A 17,830-nucleotide genomic window follows, 5' to 3' on the forward strand; every position below is an offset into this window, starting at 1 on the left:
TCAATGTATTATGTACTGTCGACCAGGTGCTGGGCATCCACCGCTGCCGTGTGTTTAGCCAGTTCGTTATCGCTTGCTAGCTACGCTCAAACCGTGCCGGATGCAGGCCGGATCCTGCAAGACACGTTGCCGGAGGCTGACTACCAGCCACGCCCCTCCTCGGTGGAGTTAGACCTGCAAGGGGCACCGCTTGATGAAGGCGATGCCGGTGGCACAGAAGTCCGCGTTGATCGCATCGAGATCACCGGTAATACGGTGTACGACGATGCGACGCTATTAAACTTGCTCCAGAACGAGACCGGCACCGCGCAGGACATGGCGGGCTTACAAGCGATGAGCAACCGGCTCAGCCGCTTTTATCGGGAAAATGGCTACCCTTTTGCTCAGGCGTTTCTGCCCAGGCAGGATCTCAGTCAAGGCACCCTGCGCATGACCATCATTGAAGGTCGCTACGGGGAAGTGTCCACCAGCGGTGATGACGCCGCGCTGACCGCCGATGTCGCCCCCTACCTGGCGGATCTACAAACGGGCGATGTGATTCAAGGCAACCGGCTCGAACGCACCGCTCTGTTACTCGGCGACTTACCTGGCATCAGCGTCACACCAGTGATGCGGCCGGGCGAGGAGACCGGCACAGGTGACTTCGATGTGAATGTGGCCGCGGATAGGCGCGTAGAGGGTTATGTGGGCGCGGATAACCACGGTAGCCGCTCCTCTGGCGAGGGGCGCGCCATGGTCGGGGTACAAGCCAACCGGCTGCTGAGAGTGGGTGACCGATTAGACGCCACCGCTCTCTATTCGGAAGAGGATTTATGGCTGGGGCGCTTGGCCTACTCTATGCCCCTTGGCTACCAAGGCTGGCGCGCAGAGGCGGTGTATGCGCGAACGGAGTATGATTTACGCGCGCCGTTCAACGGTTTTACCGGCACGGCAGATACTAGCAATATCACCCTGAGCTATCCGCTTATACGCCAGCAGCAGACCAATCTGACGGCGTCTTTTGGTGGGGAGTACACCGAATTAAACGACCGTTTTGAAGGCGTTAGCTATCAGAAGCGTTACGGGCATAGCTGGCCCTTGGCGCTGCAGTTTGATCATCGTGATGCCCTCGGCCAGGGCGGTGTCACCTTTGGGGAAGCTAGCCTGCAAAGCGGCCAAATCAGTAACCCCGCCAATGACAGCGTAGATGGGGGGTATACCAAAGCAAATGTACGCCTTTCGCGCCTGCAGAATCTTGGCCATAGGTTCTCGCTGATGGCGAGGGGCGATATCCAGTGGGCTGATAAACCACTGGATTCCTCGGAAGGGATGAGCCTCGGTGGCGCCCGGGGCGTTCGGGCCTACCCCCAGGGCGAAGTCAGCGGTAGTCGCGTGTGGCTCACCCAAGCCGAAGTGCGCTACCAAGCGACGCCTGAACTTGCGCCCTACGTGTTCTATGACCATGGGGCACGCCAACGCTTTGGCGAAGAAACCAGCGAAACACTGGCAGGCGGTGGGGCCGGGGTGCGCTACACAAACGGCGACTGGACAATTGATACCGCAGTAGCCACACAAACAACGGGGGACGCCGCCTCATCCGATAAGCAGAGAGACCCGCGGTTCTGGTTATCTACCCGTTTCGCGTTTTAAGTGAGGCTTAAAACGCCTTCTCCAGCACAAAGCGCGGTTGGGTGTGCCCTGCTTTGGTGATGGTTTCCGTAAACATCTCAAGCGGGCGCACCCAGAGGCCGTAGTCGCCGTAGAGGGCACGATACACCACCAGCGGCTCTTCGCTTTCGCTGTGTTGGGCAGTGCCAAGCACTTCGTAGAGGCTGCCTTTGTAGTGGCGGTAAATACCGGGAACGGGGGTGGTCATGAGCTCTCCTCTTGGGTGGCGTTTGCGACAGCTGGCTGGTTGGCTTTTTTGGCCAGGCGCTCCAGCACTTTGGAGGCGGCCACAAAGCCAAAAGTGCCGGTCAAAAAGGTAGCGGCACCAAAGCCCGAAGCGCAGTCCAACCGGGTGGCGTCGCCGCTGCCGGGCTTCTGCAGGCAAACTTCACCGTCGGCGCCGGGATACACCAATTGCTCATCGGAGTAGACGCACTCCACTGAGAAGCGCCGTTTAGGGTTACGGGAGAAGCCGTAATCCCGACGCAGCCGCGAGCGCACTTTGGATAGCAGCGGGTCGTGCTCGGTACGGGTGAGATCCGCCACTTGAATACGCGTCGGGTCGGTTTGCCCGCCCGCAGCACCGGTCACGGTAATCGGTATTTTGCGTCGCTTGCACCAGGCGATCAGGGCAGCCTTGGCAATCACGCTGTCGATGGCATCCACCACGTGGTCGGCATCGTCGGGAATCCGCTCGGCCAGGTTGGTGGGTGTCACAAAGGCAGTGTCGGCTACAACCTCGATTTCCGGGGCAATCCGTCGGCAGCGCTCAGCCAGCACCTCCACCTTGGGCTGACCAATCGTGCCATCCAAGGCGTGGAGCTGGCGGTTAACGTTGGAAACGCAGACGTCGTCCAGGTCGATCAACGTCAGCTTGCCAATGCCCGAGCGTGCCAGCGCCTCTACCGTCCAACTGCCTACCCCGCCGACACCCACCACTACCACGTGAGCGTGGCGAAATGCATCAAAGGCACGTTGACCGTAGAGGCGGCGAATCCCACCAAAGCGTAAGTCATGGTCTGTAGAAGCTGAGCCTGCAGCGACAGGAGGTGGCTCGTTCGATGACACAGTTGAGGACATTGCAGACTCACTCATAGCACTTGAAGGGCTGAAGGCTTGGCGTGGGGTGGCGTGCGCAGACTATCCAGCGGTAGATGCCCCGCCCAGCCAAGGTGATTAAACAGCGCGACCATGGTGTCATCCAAGGCACAGCTTAATTGTACCCGCTTGTCGAGCAGCGGATGGTTAAAGGCCAAATAGGTGGCCGCCAGCAATAATCGTGGCGCCCCCAGCTGTTCGGCGAAAAAGCGGTTGTGGACACTTTTACCGTGCTTGGCATCGCCAATAATCGGATAACCCCGCCGTGAAAGATGGCGACGAATTTGATGGCGCCGTCCGGTCAGTGGGCGCGCTTCGACCAGCGAATAACGCGCCACCGGGTAGCGGTCGACCTGCACGGGCAGCTCGACGCTATCCAGGCGGCGAATATCGGTCATCGCGGGCATGGCGGGCATTTCCGCTTTAGGTCGCGTACCGTCTTCTTCCCGCAGTGGGTAATCCAATCGTTCACTTTCCGGCGCTTTACCGCGCACCACTGCCAGGTAGCGCTTTTCCACCTGGCGCTCGCTAAACGCATCGCTGAGCAGGCCAGCCACTGCCGACGAGAGAGCAAATATCATTACTCCCGAGGTTGGCCGATCCAGCCGGTGAACGGGATATACCCGCTTGCCAAGCTGGTCGCGTAAGCGCTGAAGCAGAAATTCGGTTTCACCACGCGCCAACGCCGAGCGATGCACCAAAAGCCCTGACGGCTTATGCACCGCCACCAAATGCTCATCCTGGTAGAGGATGTTGAGTGGCGTCATAACGCTCCCCGATAGTGGCTAATGAATAGTAGCTAACAATCTAAACAGGGCGCCATTGTCGCGGCTGGGAAGCTGGATGTCATCAGTAGTTGGCGGTATTAGATGAGCCATTGGGGAAAACGGGCGATCAATATAACTTCGACACCCCCAGTTGCACCTGATTGCGATCATAACTATACAAGTCGATGTTGCTGCGCCGGGATGAGCGAATCAAAGTAAGTTCGGGTGAAAAACCGTTAAATATCCAGCGGCGATTGGTCAGCCGCAACCTGGTGCGCCATAGATCGTCGCGTCGCTCTACACCAAAGGCCGGTGTCACGTCATCATAGCGAGCGTGGAGATACTCCGGCTGAACCAGTGCCGTTAGGCCACCGAACAACTCCCGGTAGTATCCTACGCCACCTCGGTAAACAGTATTGCTGAGCATATCGAGTTCGGTCGATTCCCTGGACACCCCTAGCAGCCCGATGACGCCGCTTGAGGGTGTCAGCGCGAATTGCCCACTGCCCAGCCAACTGGTACGGGTGCCGTCTAGACTACTAGTTTCATCGTGACGCACCCACTGGTGCTCTAGAGACGTATTCAAGCGTGTGCGAGAAGATGGGTAGTAGGTCAATTCCTGGCGAACGCCCGCACCGTGGTTGTAGGGCTCGTTACCATACCAGCGGTGGAAACCGGTCAGCAGCGTGCTAAGTTCAAGATCGCCGAGCTGAAATTTAGGCCCGATATGCACATTGGCAAGCGTGTCGTCAAAGTCGCCACCGCGATAGTCGGTGCGATACAGATTACCGCCAAGCCGCAAGCGAGTATTGTCGGCAATATGCGGTGTCCATTCTGCACTCGTGTTCAGCAGCAAACCAATGCCCGTCTGGCGCTTGGCATTTTCGGAGAGCTCAAACGGCAGGCCGAAGATGCTGATTTCCTCGATACTCGGGGCGGCATTGATATTGGTATCCGGTGCCATGGCCACGGAGACATCCCAGGTGAATGTTTGGCGCTGGCGAATAGCGCCTAAGTAGCGGTCAATATTTATATTGACCTCGGCTGGTAGATTCCCGCTACGTGCGAAACGGAACTGACGCCCCGCATCGCGGTAATCGCCACTCTCGAAAAGCGCGCGACCAAGCTCAAGGCGAACACGCACCGCCTGGGGGTCGCGAATCAGAATCTCGCGAAAATAGTTACTGGCGTTCTCGAAGTTTTGCTCAGCCATGGCCAGCATGCCAAGCAGAAAGGCGATATCGTTGTTGTTGGCAAAGCGCTCGCGCGCTTCGAGCAAAATGGCCTTGGCCTGCGCATTTTCGCCCTGCCCCATAAGGCGTGTGGCCGCCACGGCAGCGGCTGGGATTTCGCGATTGGTGTCGTTATTGCGTCCGGTAGAATCGGCAGAAGAGGAACCAATAAAGCACCAGCAAACCATAACGGTGGTCATAAAGCGGCAAACAGACATAACTAAGTCCTTATTCGGATGAGGAACAGACCAATGCGCCGTTATCTAACTATAAAAAAGCCCCATCCGAACGGATGGGGCGGTATGGCTAGCGTTTCTGCTTAGTTTTTCTTAACGCCAAAGGATCCGTATGCAGCGCTTCCGTTAGGGTCTTTCACTGACCAAACGCCAGCTGCTTCGGCGGCCTCTGGACCGTAAAAACGGCCACGCAGCTCACCTTCCGAATCAGTGCTCAAACTCGCTGCATTGCCGGGTGACGATATCACTTCGGTTATGCCCGCAAAACGGTTGCCGCTATCATCAAGCCCCCCGGCGAGATTGATATCATTCCAGGGCAGGTCAGCAGTGTCAGTATCACGCTCTATAGCATTCATATTGGTCAAACTGCCGTTCAAAGTTTTATCTGCGAAGTTCACACTCAGATTCGCCTGACCAACCAAATCTCGGGCCAAACCATTATCGATAATAACAGTACCACTCGTTGCCCCGCTGTACTCGGCCGAACCTGTCGTGGGCATATCCATAGAGTGAGTGTCATACCCACTAGCAAAGAAACTACCGTCAGAGTCACCACCGCTGTTACGAATCAACCATTCGCCGAAAACCGCGTAGTTTAGTGAGCCATCAAGGAACTGCTGCGAATTATCCTCCATAGATCGCAGCTTAACGTCATTATCTTCACCGTTAAAAAAGTCATAAGGTAGGTCACCTTCAGTAAAATCTCTATCTTCGATGCCGGCGATTGGCGCGTTCAAACGGACTCTTGACCGACCATCTGAATCATTAGGCAGGACTTCGATCATTGCTGCGTGATCCAGCACAGGCTGCTGGTTGATAGCGATACCACTGCTAGAAGGGGTTGCGTTTATGCTAACGCTGTCTAGGTGGAACTCTTCCCCAACAGGTATAGCTTCAACGGGATTGATGGTCTTGTAGGTGAAGTCCTGACCACCATCACCTTGGCCTGCATCCCCGCCATCCGAGCCACCGCCGTCTGTACCGCCACCATCAGAGCCCGAACCACCACCATCAGTCCCGCCGCCACCGCCGCCTGTGCCCTCGCCCGGATTTAAGGGTTGGCTAGAGCTGTCGTTGCTGGAGCAACCGGTCATGGCAACAATGGCCAGGGCCAGTAGAGAAAGTTTTAGCACCGAGCCGTTCTTATCAATACGTTGCATATTGGTGTCCCCTTATGATTGCTATTTTGCTTTTAGACTCGTCGCAATGACTTAAGAAGCCTCTTACTTCAGCCATTGCTTAATTTGAAAACCATTACCTTAGAATCTTCTTACGGAGTGTAATCATTTCACGTCGAGCCTAGGCAAACTGAAGTAAAGCACGCCTCATCTATTTAAAAATCACTCATATGGGTGAAGAATTTAAAAAATGATTAATGATTAACCTCTATTACTTAGATGGGGGATATACGCATTTATCAGGGCTCCAATTGAGGCCTGGGATAAGCTTTTAAAGTGAGGTATATTTTGTCTTAATAGCTTATACCGACACTCACTACATAGGGGCTGAGGTCGTGTACAACAAAGAAAAGACCACATCTACACTTCTGCATGCGCTATATGACAACGTCACTTGTCCCGACGGCTGGGTTCCTTTTCTGCAACAGATTGCCGTTCACTTTGACTCTCCTTCGGCAACACTGCGTATCACTGATCGCGAAAACCCCGTCGTCCACCAATCCTTTGCCACAGGCCTAGACCAAGGCCTTGATTATGATCATGAGGCTGTCATTTTTGACCCTTTCCGCGCATCGTTAGCTAACGGCCCTTTAGGTAAAGTACATACCAGTAGCGAGATTATTTCTGACCGGGCGTTTGAGTATTGCGATCACTATCAATTATTTTTTCGCCCTAATGGCAATTTTTATGCCATGGGCACCCAATTTGAACGCGATGAATCGTCTGCTATGCATATTGGCATACACCGACCGCGTAGCCGGGGTATGTTTACCCAGCAGGAGAAGGCACAGCTAGAAGATTTGAGCGGGCATTTTCGCCGTGTGGTTCAGTTAACGCGGCTTACCAACCAAGTCCAGGTCGCATTAACACAAGCGCACAATGCCTTTAATGCTCTTTCCTTTGGGGTCTGGATGCTCGACTCAGAGCTTCGCTGTCAATGGCACAATCGAGCTGCTGAAGATGCGCTTACCGCCCACTGTTTTGGGCTACGGCAGCGTAATGGCCAATTAACCATTGATGAGAGCACAGCCGGTGCGGCACTTATGCAAGCATCACGTAAGTTAAAAAAAGGAGAAAGCCAATGCGAGAGTGTGCAGCTAAGTGCCTCTGGTGCTTCACTGATACTTTTTGGTAGCCGCATGGCAGCTCTTCCTTCCTCCTGGAAGGTGGGCCACAACGCCAACATTATCGTCTTTTTACTTGACCCTCATATGGCTGTCCCTCTGGATCATGCACGCCTAAAAAACCTCTACTCACTGACGGCAGCAGAAGCGCGTCTGGTCGATTTATTAGTTCGAGGTCTTGACGTCACTGAGGCTAGTGCTTGCCTGCATGTAACGACACACACTACTCGCTCGCAATTAAAATCAATCATGCAAAAAACTGAAGTCACCCGTCAGCCTGACTTAATGAGAAAATTACTGCTTAGCGGTGGATTAGTTAATTATGAGTAGTCATGAGATGAAAGTTCACCGCATTCCCAGGGAGAGTGGTCGTTTTTTGAGTTTCATGGAGACAGGCCCCTCAGATGCACCGGTTTGGTTTTACTTTCACGGCATTCCTGGTTCCCAAAAAGAAGTATTAATGGCAACTACCAGCAATAGAACTGGAAGCGTACGGCTAATTGCCATAGACCGCCCAGGATATGGTGACTCCACTCAATGGCAGAGCTACAGTTTTAGCGACCACGCAGACGATGTGCAGGCAGTGGCAGAGTATCTTCAAATTAATGCATTTTCTCTATTAGGTTTTTCTGGAGGTGGCGTGTTTGCCATGGCCACCGCCCAGGCCCTCAAAGGCAGGATTCAAAGAGTAATTCTTGTGGGAACGCCTTGTGTACCAATGCTTGACTCACCTTTTAAGCACGCGGGAAGGTTGACTGCCCAGGTATGGCATGCAGCACTGACCGCTCCCAAGGATTTAGCCTCCCAATTGGCAACCTTAACAGTCAACAGCAACCTACTGACTGACGCTTTAATGGACTCCCTAAGCGACATGGAACAACAATCCCTACAAATCTCGCGAGTCTATACAGCATTTCAAGACAACCTGGCAGCAGCTACACAACAAGGCGACATGATAGCGGCTGAAAGTATTGTTAGAGACACACAGTTGATGGTAAAGGATTGGCCATTCAATCTCGAGAACATGGCGATCTCAGTAGAGATATTTCACGGTGAGCAAGATAACTTAGTGCATCTTGAACACGGCCAAGCCCTCGCGTCATCCATTCCTGGATCTACTCTAACGACTCTATCTAAATCAGGGCATTACGACACATTGATTAAAGCCTGTGGGCTAAGAATTCAATATTAGGGAAGCCGTCCCCTTTAATCGCGCAGGCTTCGGCAGTAGCGATGAGAGCTAAGATGTGACGGTTATTAAGCGGCGGTTATCAGTGGTCTCGCTTGAGTTGTTTCAATCGACAGTTGACCCTGGCGGGTGAGGCAAAAGCGGCAGTTGCCCAGGCGGTATATGCTCTTTTAGAAATGCTAAAAATGCCTGCGTCGCCGTCGGTAATGTGCGCTTGGCAAGAGTCTGGACTTCAATAAAGCGCAAATCCATGCCTTGGTCACGAATAGGAATGGCGACCACACGCTGTTGATGGATGCGATAACGAACGGATATTTCGCCAGCAAGCGCTACCCCTCCGCCAAGCATGGCAAAATTGATTAAAGCCTCGGTGTAATCGCTGCTAAAAATTGATTCAAACGCCAGGTTTTGACGGCTACAGCAGATATCAAACAGCTGGCGCAGGGTCGTGTCTGGCGAGGGTAACGCCAGCGGATAGTGCTGAAGCTGCGCCAGCGAAATATGTTTTTTAACGGCAAGCTCATGGTGCGGAGAAACCAGCGCCATAATCGGCGCGGGCTGCCTAAGGGCAACGGTAATATCTGCTTCGGGTTTGAGGCTAAAGGTAATGCCGATATCCGCATCGCCTTCCCTCACATGCCGGGTCGCCTGGGCGGGTGGCCCCACCATTAGGTGGAAATGAATACCGCTGTAACGCTTGCGAAAAGCCGCAATTGCCGCGGGTAAAAAATCGACCGCAAACCCTTCTGAACTGGCGAGACGCACCTTGCCCCGCTGCAACCCCCGCAGCGCCAGGATTTCACTGCCAATACGGTCTGCCTCAAGCTGCATATGGCGGGCATGCATCGCCAGCAACTCTCCTGCCGCGCTGGGCACCATACCGCGCGCACGACGCTCAAACAGCAGCGTATCCAGCTCGCTTTCCAGCCGGGCAATCTGACGGCTAATGGCGGAGGGCGCCACATTTAGCTTCCCTGAGGCTTCACTAATAGAGCCACAGCGAACCACCTCGAGAAAGTAACGTAACGCCGTTTCTTGTAACACGCGTGGATTCATAGTGGCTCCCCCTCACCATAAACATTGCCAAAACGGCAATGATAAGTTCTAAACATTGCACTTGTGGCACTCCTAAGCAATAGATTAGTTTTAATTCAAGGCGGCGGCTCATCTAAAAAACAACAAGCCTCGCCAGTACGCCAAACGCTCATAACCTTCCCTTATTAAAAAACGAGGTATGGCATGCAAACATCGAGAACTCTTTATTGCGTTACGTCACTTGCTTTACTCAGCATCGCGACACCCGCATTAGCTGGCAAGGCCAACGATACGCTGGTCTATGCCTCTGACAGCGAACCTGAAAACGTTAGCCCCTACCATAACAACCTGCGTGAAGGGGTTATTCTCGCCCATTTGGCCTGGGACACGCTGATTTACCGCAACCCGCAAACCAACGAGTACGAGCCGCGCTTGGCCACCGAATGGGAATGGGCCGATGATAAAACCCTGGATCTTGTGCTGCGCGAAGGCGTGACCTTTCACAACGGCGAAGCCTTCAACGCTGACGATGTGGCATTCACTTTCAACTATGCAGTGTCCCCCGAATCCCGCGTGGTGACACGCCAAAATGTTGATTGGATTGAAAGCGTTGAGAAACTGGATGACTATCAGGTGCGCATCCACCTCAAAGAGCCTTTCCCCGCAGCCCTTGAGTACCTTTCCGGCCCAATGCCAATTTACCCCGATGAGTATTTTCAGGAAGTGGGTATTGAAGGCTTCAGTCGTGAACCCGTAGGTACCGGCCCTTACCGGATTACCAACGTCCGCCCCGGGGATGGCGTTAGCCTAACTCGCTTTGATGACTACTTTGCCGACAGTCCCATTGGTCAGCCGGAGATCGCCAATATCGAGTTCAAGGCCATTGCCGATGCGGACTCACGTATGGCGCAATTAATGTCAGGGCAAGTCGATTGGATCTGGCGTGTACCTGCTGATCAAGCTGAGTCGTTAAGCGGTATGCCTCAGCTTAGCGTGCTTGGCGGCGAAACCATGCGGGTGGGTTATATCGGGCTGGATGCCGCAACACGGGAAGATTCACCGCTAAATGACCTTCGCGTACGCCAAGCCATCAATCATGCGATGAACAGAGAAGGCCTGGCTAACGATTTGGTGCGTGGCGGCAGCCAGCCTCTGTATGCCCCCTGCTTTCCCACCCAGTTCGGCTGTGAAACGCAGAACGTCATCGAGTATGAGTACGACCCTGACAAAGCCCGCGAACTACTCGCCGAGGCCGGTTACGCCGATGGCTTCGACATTGACCTTCACGCCTACCGTGAACGTGACTACGCCGAAGCGATGATTGGCGACCTGCGTGCAGTGGGCATCAATGCCAACCTGCGCTTTATGACCTCCCCCGCGTTGCTGGAGCTTCAGCGCAACGGTCAAACCGATATGTCGTTCAAAGCCTGGGGCTCCTTCTCTATTAACGATGTCTCGGCGTTCGTCAGCGTCTACTTCACAGGCGGCATTGACGATCTCTGGCAGGACACTCAGGTGCAGGAGTGGTTACAAGTCGCCGATACCTCGGTAGATCCTGATGTACGCTTAGAGCACTACCAAAAAGCGTTCGCCCGCATTTCCGAGCAAGCGTACTGGGCACCGTTGTTTTCCTACTCCACCTACTACGCCCACACCGCTGATCTCGACTTCACTGCCTACCCTGATGAACTCCCCCGCTTCTACGAGGCGAGCTGGAAATAACGTTACCGATGGCATCTGATCGAGTTAACGGCAGCCGTGGAAATCACCACGGCTAGCCTTCCACAGCGAGGGAGTGATGCTTTATGTGGGCATTTGTTTTCAAGCGCACGCTAATAGCGCTTAGCGTCGCTCTGACTATTTCGGTTCTCTGCTTTAGTCTGCTGCAGCTCTCGGGTGACTTGGCGCTCTCCATTGGTGGCCCCGAGGCCACCGCCGAGCAGGTAGAACAAATCCGCGTTGATTACGGCCTGGACCGCCCGGTGATTCAGCAATTTACCACTTGGCTGTGGGGAGCCGTGCAGCTCGACTTTGGGCGTTCATATTACTACCAAAGCGAGGTAATGGATCTAGTCGTTGAGCGACTACCGGTGACGATGACCCTAGGAATATTGGCCTTGGCGATTGCGCTGGGCGTGTCTATTCCCCTCGGTGTGGTCGCCGCGCTCAAACGTGGCAGCTGGATAGACCGTATGGCCATGGCGATTGCGGTCACCGGCCAGGCAATGCCCAACTTCTGGTTTGGCTTAACGCTGATCATCGTGTTTGCCGTCAAGCTGCAGTGGTTTCCAGCCGCAGGTAGCGATAGCTGGCAAGGCTTTGTGCTACCGGCCGTTGCACTGGGCTATTACGCCACCCCCGCCATGATGCGCCTGACCCGCAGCGGCATGCTGGAAGTACTGGAGGCAGACTACATTCGCACCGCCCGGGCCAAGGGTCTGCGCACCGGCACGGTGATCTTCAAACACGCCTTGCGCAATGCGGTGATCCCGGTGGTCGCTCTGGCCGCCGTGGAGCTCGGGTTTATGCTCGGCGGGTCAGTGGTTATCGAAACCGTGTTTTCACTACGCGGGCTGGGGCAGTTGGCGTGGAACGCTATTTCACGCAATGACTATCCGGTCGTTCAGGCCATCGTACTGATCATTGCGCTGTTCTATATCGTGTTGACGCTGCTGGCCGACATTCTCAACGCAGCCCTCGACCCACGCCTGCGCGCGCGCTAACGGAGAACACCATGACAGACTCTCTTACCCCATCGGCTACCGCGCTACAAAGCCAATTAACTCCTGCTTGGCAGACGCGTCTATGGCGCAGCACGCTCAATAATCGCAGCTTGGCCATCGGCCTCTTAATCATTGCCTCGTTGGGGATTGTGGCGCTTCTAGCACCGTGGCTGGCTCCCCATGATCCCTACTTACAGGACACCGCTAATCGCATGGTGTCGCCTTTTTGGCACGACACCGGTAGCTGGACGCACCCCTTAGGTACCGACCGCCTTGGCCGCGACTACCTGAGCCGCCTTATCTTTGGCGCGCGAATTTCGCTGTTTATTGGGTTGGTGGTCGCGCTGATTTCCGGCCTGATTGGTACCACTCTGGGGGTCTTGGCGGGCTACTTTGGTGGTCGCGTTGATGCGGTGGTGAGTTACCTGCTGACCACCCGCCTGGCCATGCCCGTGGTGTTAGTGGCGCTGGCCATGGCCTCGCTGATCGGCGGATCAATGCTAACCGTTACGCTACTGCTAGGCCTGCTGCTATGGGATCGTTTCGCGGTCGTCGCCCGCTCGGCCACCCAGCAACTGCGCGATGCCGAGTATGTGCAAGCCGCCCAGGCGTTGGGCTGCCCTCTGCCCTACATTCTGCTACGCGAAGTGCTTCCTAACATTGCAGGCGCGTTGATTGTCGTCGCCACCCTTGAGGTCGCCAACGCCATTTTGCTCGAAGCAACGCTGTCATTTCTAGGCATGGGTGTGCAGCCACCCTCGCCCTCCTGGGGGCTAATGATCGCCGAAGGCAAAACCTATATGTTCTTTCAGCCCTGGGTGATTACGATCCCCGGCGGTGCGCTGTTTATGCTAGTGCTGGCGATTAACTTGCTGGGTGATGGACTGCGCGATCTCAGCGCACCGGGAGGCCGCAATGAGTAATCTATCAACCGCTGAGCATTCCGCGGCAACAAGCTCGCCTCTACTGACGGTTAAACAGCTGCGCGTCGACTTGCCCGTGGCAAAGGGCACCCTTCACGCGGTACGGGGTATCGACTTTCACGTTGAGCGTGGAGAAATGCTCTGTCTTGTAGGTGAGTCAGGCTGTGGTAAATCCATGACCTCACTGGCATTAATGGGCCTGCTACCGGGCAAGGCGCAGATAAACGCCGATTGCCTCAACTTTGACGGTGTCAATCTGCTCACGGTTTCTGAGCGCGAACGCAGCAATTTACGTGGCGCACGCATGGCGATGATTTTTCAGGAACCCATGACCGCCCTCAACCCCGCCTATACCTTGGGCAATCAGCTCTGCGAAGCCCTGCTTCGTCATCAGCGGGTGTCACGTAAAGCGGCCCATGACCGCGCCCTCTATTTGCTTAAACGAGTCGGCATTAGCGCTGCAGAAGAGCGCATGCGCCAATATCCCCACCAGCTTTCAGGCGGGTTGCGCCAGCGGGTGATGATCGCCATGGCACTAATGTGTGAGCCCGATTTGATCATCGCCGATGAACCCACCACTGCATTAGATGTGACGATTCAGGCGCAAATCCTGCACCTGCTACGCGACTTACAGCAGGAGTTTGGCACGGCGATCATTTTCATCACCCACGACTTGGGTGTCGTTGCGCGTATCGCCGACCGGGTCGCCGTGATGTATGCCGGCGAAGTGATTGAAACCGCCTCTGCACAGGCGCTCTTTAAAGCCCCCAGCCATCCCTATACCCAAGGTTTGTTGCGCTGCATACCGACGCCCGGCAAGACACTGCCAGGCAGTCGTTTGCAGGCGATCCCAGGCGTAGTGCCCAGCTTGGTAGGCAAAATCGAGGGCTGCGCCTTTTGCAATCGCTGCGATCAAGCGGATGAGCGGTGCCGAACCACGCCCCCCTTACAGGCTGTGGCAGGCGAGCACTTTTCACGCTGCCACTTTGCCCATCAGCTAGCCAGCCCAGCGCCACTAAACGATCAGGAGGTAACGTCATGACAAGCACCACCTCTCCTGCAGACAGTATGGATCCTCTTGCCCTTGAACTCTGCGCGCTGTCTAAAACGTTCAAACTGGGCGGTGGCATGCTACATAAGCCTCAAACCTTAAAAGCAGTCAATGAGGTATCGCTACGCGTTCCGCGCGGCCAGGTGATGGGGCTGGTGGGCGAATCAGGCTGTGGCAAGAGCACCTTGGCCAAGATGCTGCTGGGGCTGACACCCCCTAGTTCGGGCGATGTGCTGATCAATGGCAAAGCGATTGTTAACGCTAACCAAAAGGCACTGGCCCGGCATATACAGCCGATCTTCCAAGACCCTTATTCGTCGCTTAACCCACGCCAGCGGATTGCTCAGATCGTTGGTCTACCGCTACGTATTCACGCGCTAGGCACGCCCCGTGAACAGGCAGCGAAGGTCGATCAGATGCTTGACCTGGTCGGCCTACCCAAACGCGCCGCCCAGCAATACCCCGGGCAAATGTCAGGGGGGCAGCGCCAGCGGGTGGCAATTGCCAGAGCGCTGATTATGCGCCCTGATCTGGTGATTTGTGACGAACCCACTTCCGCGCTGGATGTATCGATCCAGGCGCAGATCCTCAATCTACTGCTCGACCTTAAAGATGAGTTTGGCCTTACCTACCTGTTTATTAGCCACGACCTCGCCGTGGTCGAACATCTCGCGGACCGGCTCGCGGTCATGTATCTAGGCCAGATTGTCGAAGAGGGTACCCGTGAGCAAATCTTCACCTCACCACGCCACCCATATACCCAAGCGCTACTCGCTTCCGCGTTGACCCCGGAGCCAGGTCTAGGCGTGCCCGACATAGGCCTGGGGGCAGGCCAGCCCGACCCCACTCAGCCACCTTCAGGCTGCGCCTTCCACCCTCGATGTCCGATGGCTCAGCCAGAGTGTGCCCAGCAAGCGCCCGCACTGAGCGCTATTGCTCAGAGTACTGCTCAAGGCAACCAGTCGAGTGTCGCCTGTCACTTTGCCTAAATACGGTTAACTAATACCTAACGTTAAAAAGGAATGCTTATGTCGCGCCAACACGCCTTAGACAATGCTAAAGCCTATTTTGATAGTGGCGAGTTTTATAATCAGCTTTCGCCGCGTATTGCCATCCGCAGCGAAAGCCAGGAACCCCATCGGCTGGAAGAGCTTCAACGCTACCTTACTGAACAGATTATTCCCGATATTGAGCAGCTCGGTTTTAGCTGGGACATTGTTGATAACCCGACTGAAGGGTTTGGGCCGTTTCTGCTTGCTGAACGCCTTGAGCCAGAAGCCTCGTTCAGCGTATTAACTTACGGTCATGGCGATGTCATCCGCGGCTATGACGACCAATGGGCTGAAGGTCTTTCGCCCTGGAAAATCACCCAGCAAGGGGATCGCTGGTACGGGCGTGGCACGGCGGATAACAAAGGCCAGCACACCATCAATTTAGCCGCGCTGGGCTGCGTGCTGAAAGCAAGCAATGGGCGCCTGGGCTATAACGTTAAGCTGGTGCTGGAAATGGGCGAGGAGACGGGCTCCCCTGGCTTAAAAGAGATCTGCCACCGCTACCGTGACCGCCTCGCCGCCGATGTGTTTATTGGCTCAGATGGGCCGCGTTTGAATGCCGACGCTCCCACGCTGTTTTTAGGTTCACGGGGTTCCTTCAATTTCGACCTTAAACTCCAGGCCCGTGAAGGCGCTCACCACTCGGGCAACTGGGGTGGCGTATTAAAAAACCCTGCGGTGCGTCTGGCCAATGCACTCGCCACACTGGTGGATGCCAACGGCGTTATTCAAATCCAAGGCCTACGGCCTGACCCAATACCCGAAGCCGTGCGTAAAGCGCTCGCCGCATTGGAAGTCGGCGTCGGCGACAATGCCCCCACTATCGACACTGACTGGGGTGAGCCAGGACTATCGCCCGCTGAACGACTGTTTGGCTGGAACACCTTAGAAGTGCTCGCCATGAAGGCGGGCAACCCGGATGCCCCGGCCAATGCTATTCCGCCAACGGCCTATGCCCACTGCCAACTGCGTTATGTGGTGGGCAGCGACCAGGACAATTTTCTCGTCCATTTACGCCATCACCTGGATCAACACGGCTATCACGATATTGAGGTAAGCGCTGCGCGCATGTCGCAAATGGCGGCGACACGACTCGATCCTGAAGACCCCTGGGTGGGCTGGGCGTTGGCCTCTATGCAACGCTCCACCTATAAAACGCCGACGCTGCTACCCAACTTAGGCGGCTCGTTACCCAACGATGTGTTTGCCGAAACCCTGGGCTTACCCACGCTATGGGTTCCACACTCCTACCCCTCCTGCTCCCAGCACGCGCCTGACGAACACCTATTGGGGAGCATTGCTTCAGAGGCACTGACCTTAATGGCGGGGCTATTCTGGGATTTGAGTGACCAAGGATCAGACATCATGAGAGAGAAAGCCTTATGCAAGACAAACTAACCCAACAGGTTTGCGCGTGGCTGGAAGGCCAGCAGCAGGCGATGCAAGATTGCCTTGAGGCGTTGGTCAATGTCGACTCCAACAGCTATGACAAAGCGGGTACCGATGCGGTCGCCGACCTGATCACTCAGTGGCTTGAGCAGGATGGCATCACGGTTATACGCCACCAGCGCCCCGACTCAGGCGATATTTTGGAAGCGCATCTGGGGGGAACGGGTCAAGGCCATGTCTTACTCATGGGCCACCGGGATACGGTTTTCCCCACCGGTACGGTGGCGGGCCGAGGCTATACCCAGCAAGACAATATCGGCTTTGGCCCAGGCGTTGCCGATATGAAAAGCGGCCTGGTGATGAACTGCTTTGTTATGCGTGCGCTAAGCCGCCTGACCACCTGCCCACTACCCGTTCGCGCCCTGTTTACCGCCGATGAGGAAATTGGCTCGCCGGATGGGCGGGCGTTTATCGAAGCGGCTGCCCAGGGGGCACGCGCTGCCTTAAATGTCGAGCCAGGGCGGGTCAGTGGCAATGTGGTGACGGGCCGCAAAGGGGGCGCTGGTTTCTTAATCGAAGTCACTGGCAAGGCCGCCCACTCGGGGGTTAGCCATGCCGATGGCGCCAGCGCGATAGAAACACTCGCTCGAAAAATCATCAAGCTGCATGCGTTAACCGACTATGAGGCAGGCATCACCACCAATGTGGGCACCATCACCGGAGGCGTGTCCCGCAATACCGTCGCGCCTTTCGCGTCGGCACAGTTGGACACTCGTTTTGTAACCACTGCCCAGCGTGATCAGCTGTATAAAGCCATTGGGGCGATTATCGCGGAACCCGACGTTCCCGGCACTCTTGCGACCATAGAACAAACCTCTGAATTTTATCCTCTCGAAGCGCGTATGAGCAGCGCGCTGTTTGAGTTTTATCAGGTTCAGGCTAAGGCGATCGGGTTTCCTGTTGACGGCGAATTCACTGGCGGCTGTTCTGATGCGGGCTGGACGGCCAGCCTGGGCATTCCCACTCTGTGCGGTCTTGGCCCTGTCGGCGCAAAAATGCACACTGACGAAGAGTACTGTTTGCTGGACACACTGGTGCCGCGCACTCAGGCACTCGCTTCTACGTTATTGAATTTGCACGATGTATCCTTTGCTTCGGCACGTTAAATTGGCAATGTAACTGCTAG

16 protein-coding genes are annotated in these 17,830 nt (G+C 55.4%); 10 read left to right on the forward strand and 6 right to left on the reverse strand.

Features of this window, described 5'->3' with window-relative positions; translation table 11 throughout:
* Positions 1 to 3: 3 nt before the first annotated feature.
* Positions 4 to 1,629, forward strand: coding sequence for a ShlB/FhaC/HecB family hemolysin secretion/activation protein (locus K7H09_RS06295; protein ID WP_230804161.1), 1,626 nt, complete (start codon positions 4 to 6; stop codon positions 1,627 to 1,629).
* 7 nt (positions 1,630 to 1,636) lie between these two features.
* Here the strand turns inward: K7H09_RS06295 and K7H09_RS06300 are convergent, their stop codons facing one another.
* The 5 genes from K7H09_RS06300 to K7H09_RS06320 all read right to left on the reverse strand — a co-directional run bounded on the left by K7H09_RS06300 (position 1,637) and on the right by K7H09_RS06320 (position 6,140).
* Positions 1,637 to 1,855, reverse strand: coding sequence for a DUF1653 domain-containing protein (locus K7H09_RS06300; protein WP_230804163.1), 219 nt, complete (start codon positions 1,853 to 1,855; stop codon positions 1,637 to 1,639).
* The gene (tcdA, locus tag K7H09_RS06305; RefSeq protein WP_230804165.1) at positions 1,852 to 2,727 is read right to left on the reverse strand and encodes a tRNA cyclic N6-threonylcarbamoyladenosine(37) synthase TcdA; all 876 of its coding nucleotides are present in this window, start codon (positions 2,725 to 2,727) and stop codon (positions 1,852 to 1,854) included. The genes K7H09_RS06300 and tcdA overlap by 4 nt, the downstream gene beginning before the upstream one ends.
* 11 nt (positions 2,728 to 2,738) lie before the next feature.
* Positions 2,739 to 3,512 (reverse strand): pseudouridine synthase, encoded by a 774-nt coding sequence (locus K7H09_RS06310; protein WP_230804167.1) that lies wholly within the window; start codon positions 3,510 to 3,512, stop codon positions 2,739 to 2,741.
* 127 nt (positions 3,513 to 3,639) lie between these two features.
* Positions 3,640 to 4,962, reverse strand: coding sequence for a porin family protein (locus K7H09_RS06315; RefSeq protein WP_230804169.1), 1,323 nt, complete (start codon positions 4,960 to 4,962; stop codon positions 3,640 to 3,642).
* 101 nt (positions 4,963 to 5,063) lie between these two features.
* Entirely contained in the window at positions 5,064 to 6,140 is a 1,077-nt protein-coding gene (locus tag K7H09_RS06320; protein WP_138800429.1) for a transferrin-binding protein-like solute binding protein, read from the reverse strand.
* Between the two features lie 353 nt (positions 6,141 to 6,493).
* Between K7H09_RS06320 and K7H09_RS06325 the strand changes: the two genes are divergently transcribed.
* Both K7H09_RS06325 and K7H09_RS06330 read left to right on the forward strand, forming a co-directional pair.
* Positions 6,494 to 7,612, forward strand: coding sequence for a helix-turn-helix transcriptional regulator (locus K7H09_RS06325; RefSeq protein ID WP_230804170.1), 1,119 nt, complete (start codon positions 6,494 to 6,496; stop codon positions 7,610 to 7,612).
* Positions 7,605 to 8,474, forward strand: coding sequence for an alpha/beta fold hydrolase (locus tag K7H09_RS06330; RefSeq protein WP_138800427.1), 870 nt, complete (start codon positions 7,605 to 7,607; stop codon positions 8,472 to 8,474). The genes K7H09_RS06325 and K7H09_RS06330 overlap by 8 nt, the downstream gene beginning before the upstream one ends.
* Positions 8,475 to 8,576: 102 nt before the next feature.
* Here the strand turns inward: K7H09_RS06330 and K7H09_RS06335 are convergent, their stop codons facing one another.
* Complete coding sequence (locus K7H09_RS06335) at positions 8,577 to 9,527, reverse strand: LysR family transcriptional regulator (RefSeq protein WP_138800426.1); 951 nt, start codon at positions 9,525 to 9,527, stop codon at positions 8,577 to 8,579.
* A 183-nt stretch (positions 9,528 to 9,710) separates the two neighbouring features.
* Between K7H09_RS06335 and K7H09_RS06340 the strand changes: the two genes are divergently transcribed.
* From K7H09_RS06340 to K7H09_RS06370, 7 genes are all read left to right on the forward strand, one after another.
* On the forward strand, positions 9,711 to 11,228 hold the full coding sequence (locus K7H09_RS06340) for an ABC transporter substrate-binding protein (protein ID WP_138800425.1): 1,518 nt from the start codon (positions 9,711 to 9,713) through the stop codon (positions 11,226 to 11,228).
* A gap of 83 nt (positions 11,229 to 11,311) precedes the next feature.
* Positions 11,312 to 12,229 (forward strand): ABC transporter permease, encoded by a 918-nt coding sequence (locus tag K7H09_RS06345; RefSeq protein ID WP_009288365.1) that lies wholly within the window; start codon positions 11,312 to 11,314, stop codon positions 12,227 to 12,229.
* Between the two features lie 11 nt (positions 12,230 to 12,240).
* On the forward strand, positions 12,241 to 13,152 hold the full coding sequence (locus tag K7H09_RS06350) for an ABC transporter permease (RefSeq protein WP_138800424.1): 912 nt from the start codon (positions 12,241 to 12,243) through the stop codon (positions 13,150 to 13,152).
* Positions 13,145 to 14,194 (forward strand): ABC transporter ATP-binding protein, encoded by a 1,050-nt coding sequence (locus K7H09_RS06355; protein ID WP_138800423.1) that lies wholly within the window; start codon positions 13,145 to 13,147, stop codon positions 14,192 to 14,194. Before K7H09_RS06350 ends, K7H09_RS06355 begins: the two co-directional genes overlap by 8 nt.
* Positions 14,191 to 15,192, forward strand: a complete 1,002-nt coding sequence (locus K7H09_RS06360; protein WP_138800422.1) for an ABC transporter ATP-binding protein — start codon at positions 14,191 to 14,193, stop codon at positions 15,190 to 15,192. Before K7H09_RS06355 ends, K7H09_RS06360 begins: the two co-directional genes overlap by 4 nt.
* A 39-nt stretch (positions 15,193 to 15,231) precedes the next feature.
* Complete coding sequence (locus tag K7H09_RS06365; RefSeq protein ID WP_230804171.1) at positions 15,232 to 16,653, forward strand: M20 family metallopeptidase; 1,422 nt, start codon at positions 15,232 to 15,234, stop codon at positions 16,651 to 16,653.
* On the forward strand, positions 16,638 to 17,810 hold the full coding sequence (locus K7H09_RS06370; protein WP_230804173.1) for a M20 family metallopeptidase: 1,173 nt from the start codon (positions 16,638 to 16,640) through the stop codon (positions 17,808 to 17,810). The genes K7H09_RS06365 and K7H09_RS06370 overlap by 16 nt, the downstream gene beginning before the upstream one ends.
* The last annotated feature ends 20 nt before the right edge of the window (positions 17,811 to 17,830 follow it).

Origin of the sequence: Halomonas sp. IOP_14 (assembly GCF_021021315.1) — a bacterium.
Classification (GTDB): domain Bacteria; phylum Pseudomonadota; class Gammaproteobacteria; order Pseudomonadales; family Halomonadaceae; genus Vreelandella; species Vreelandella titanicae.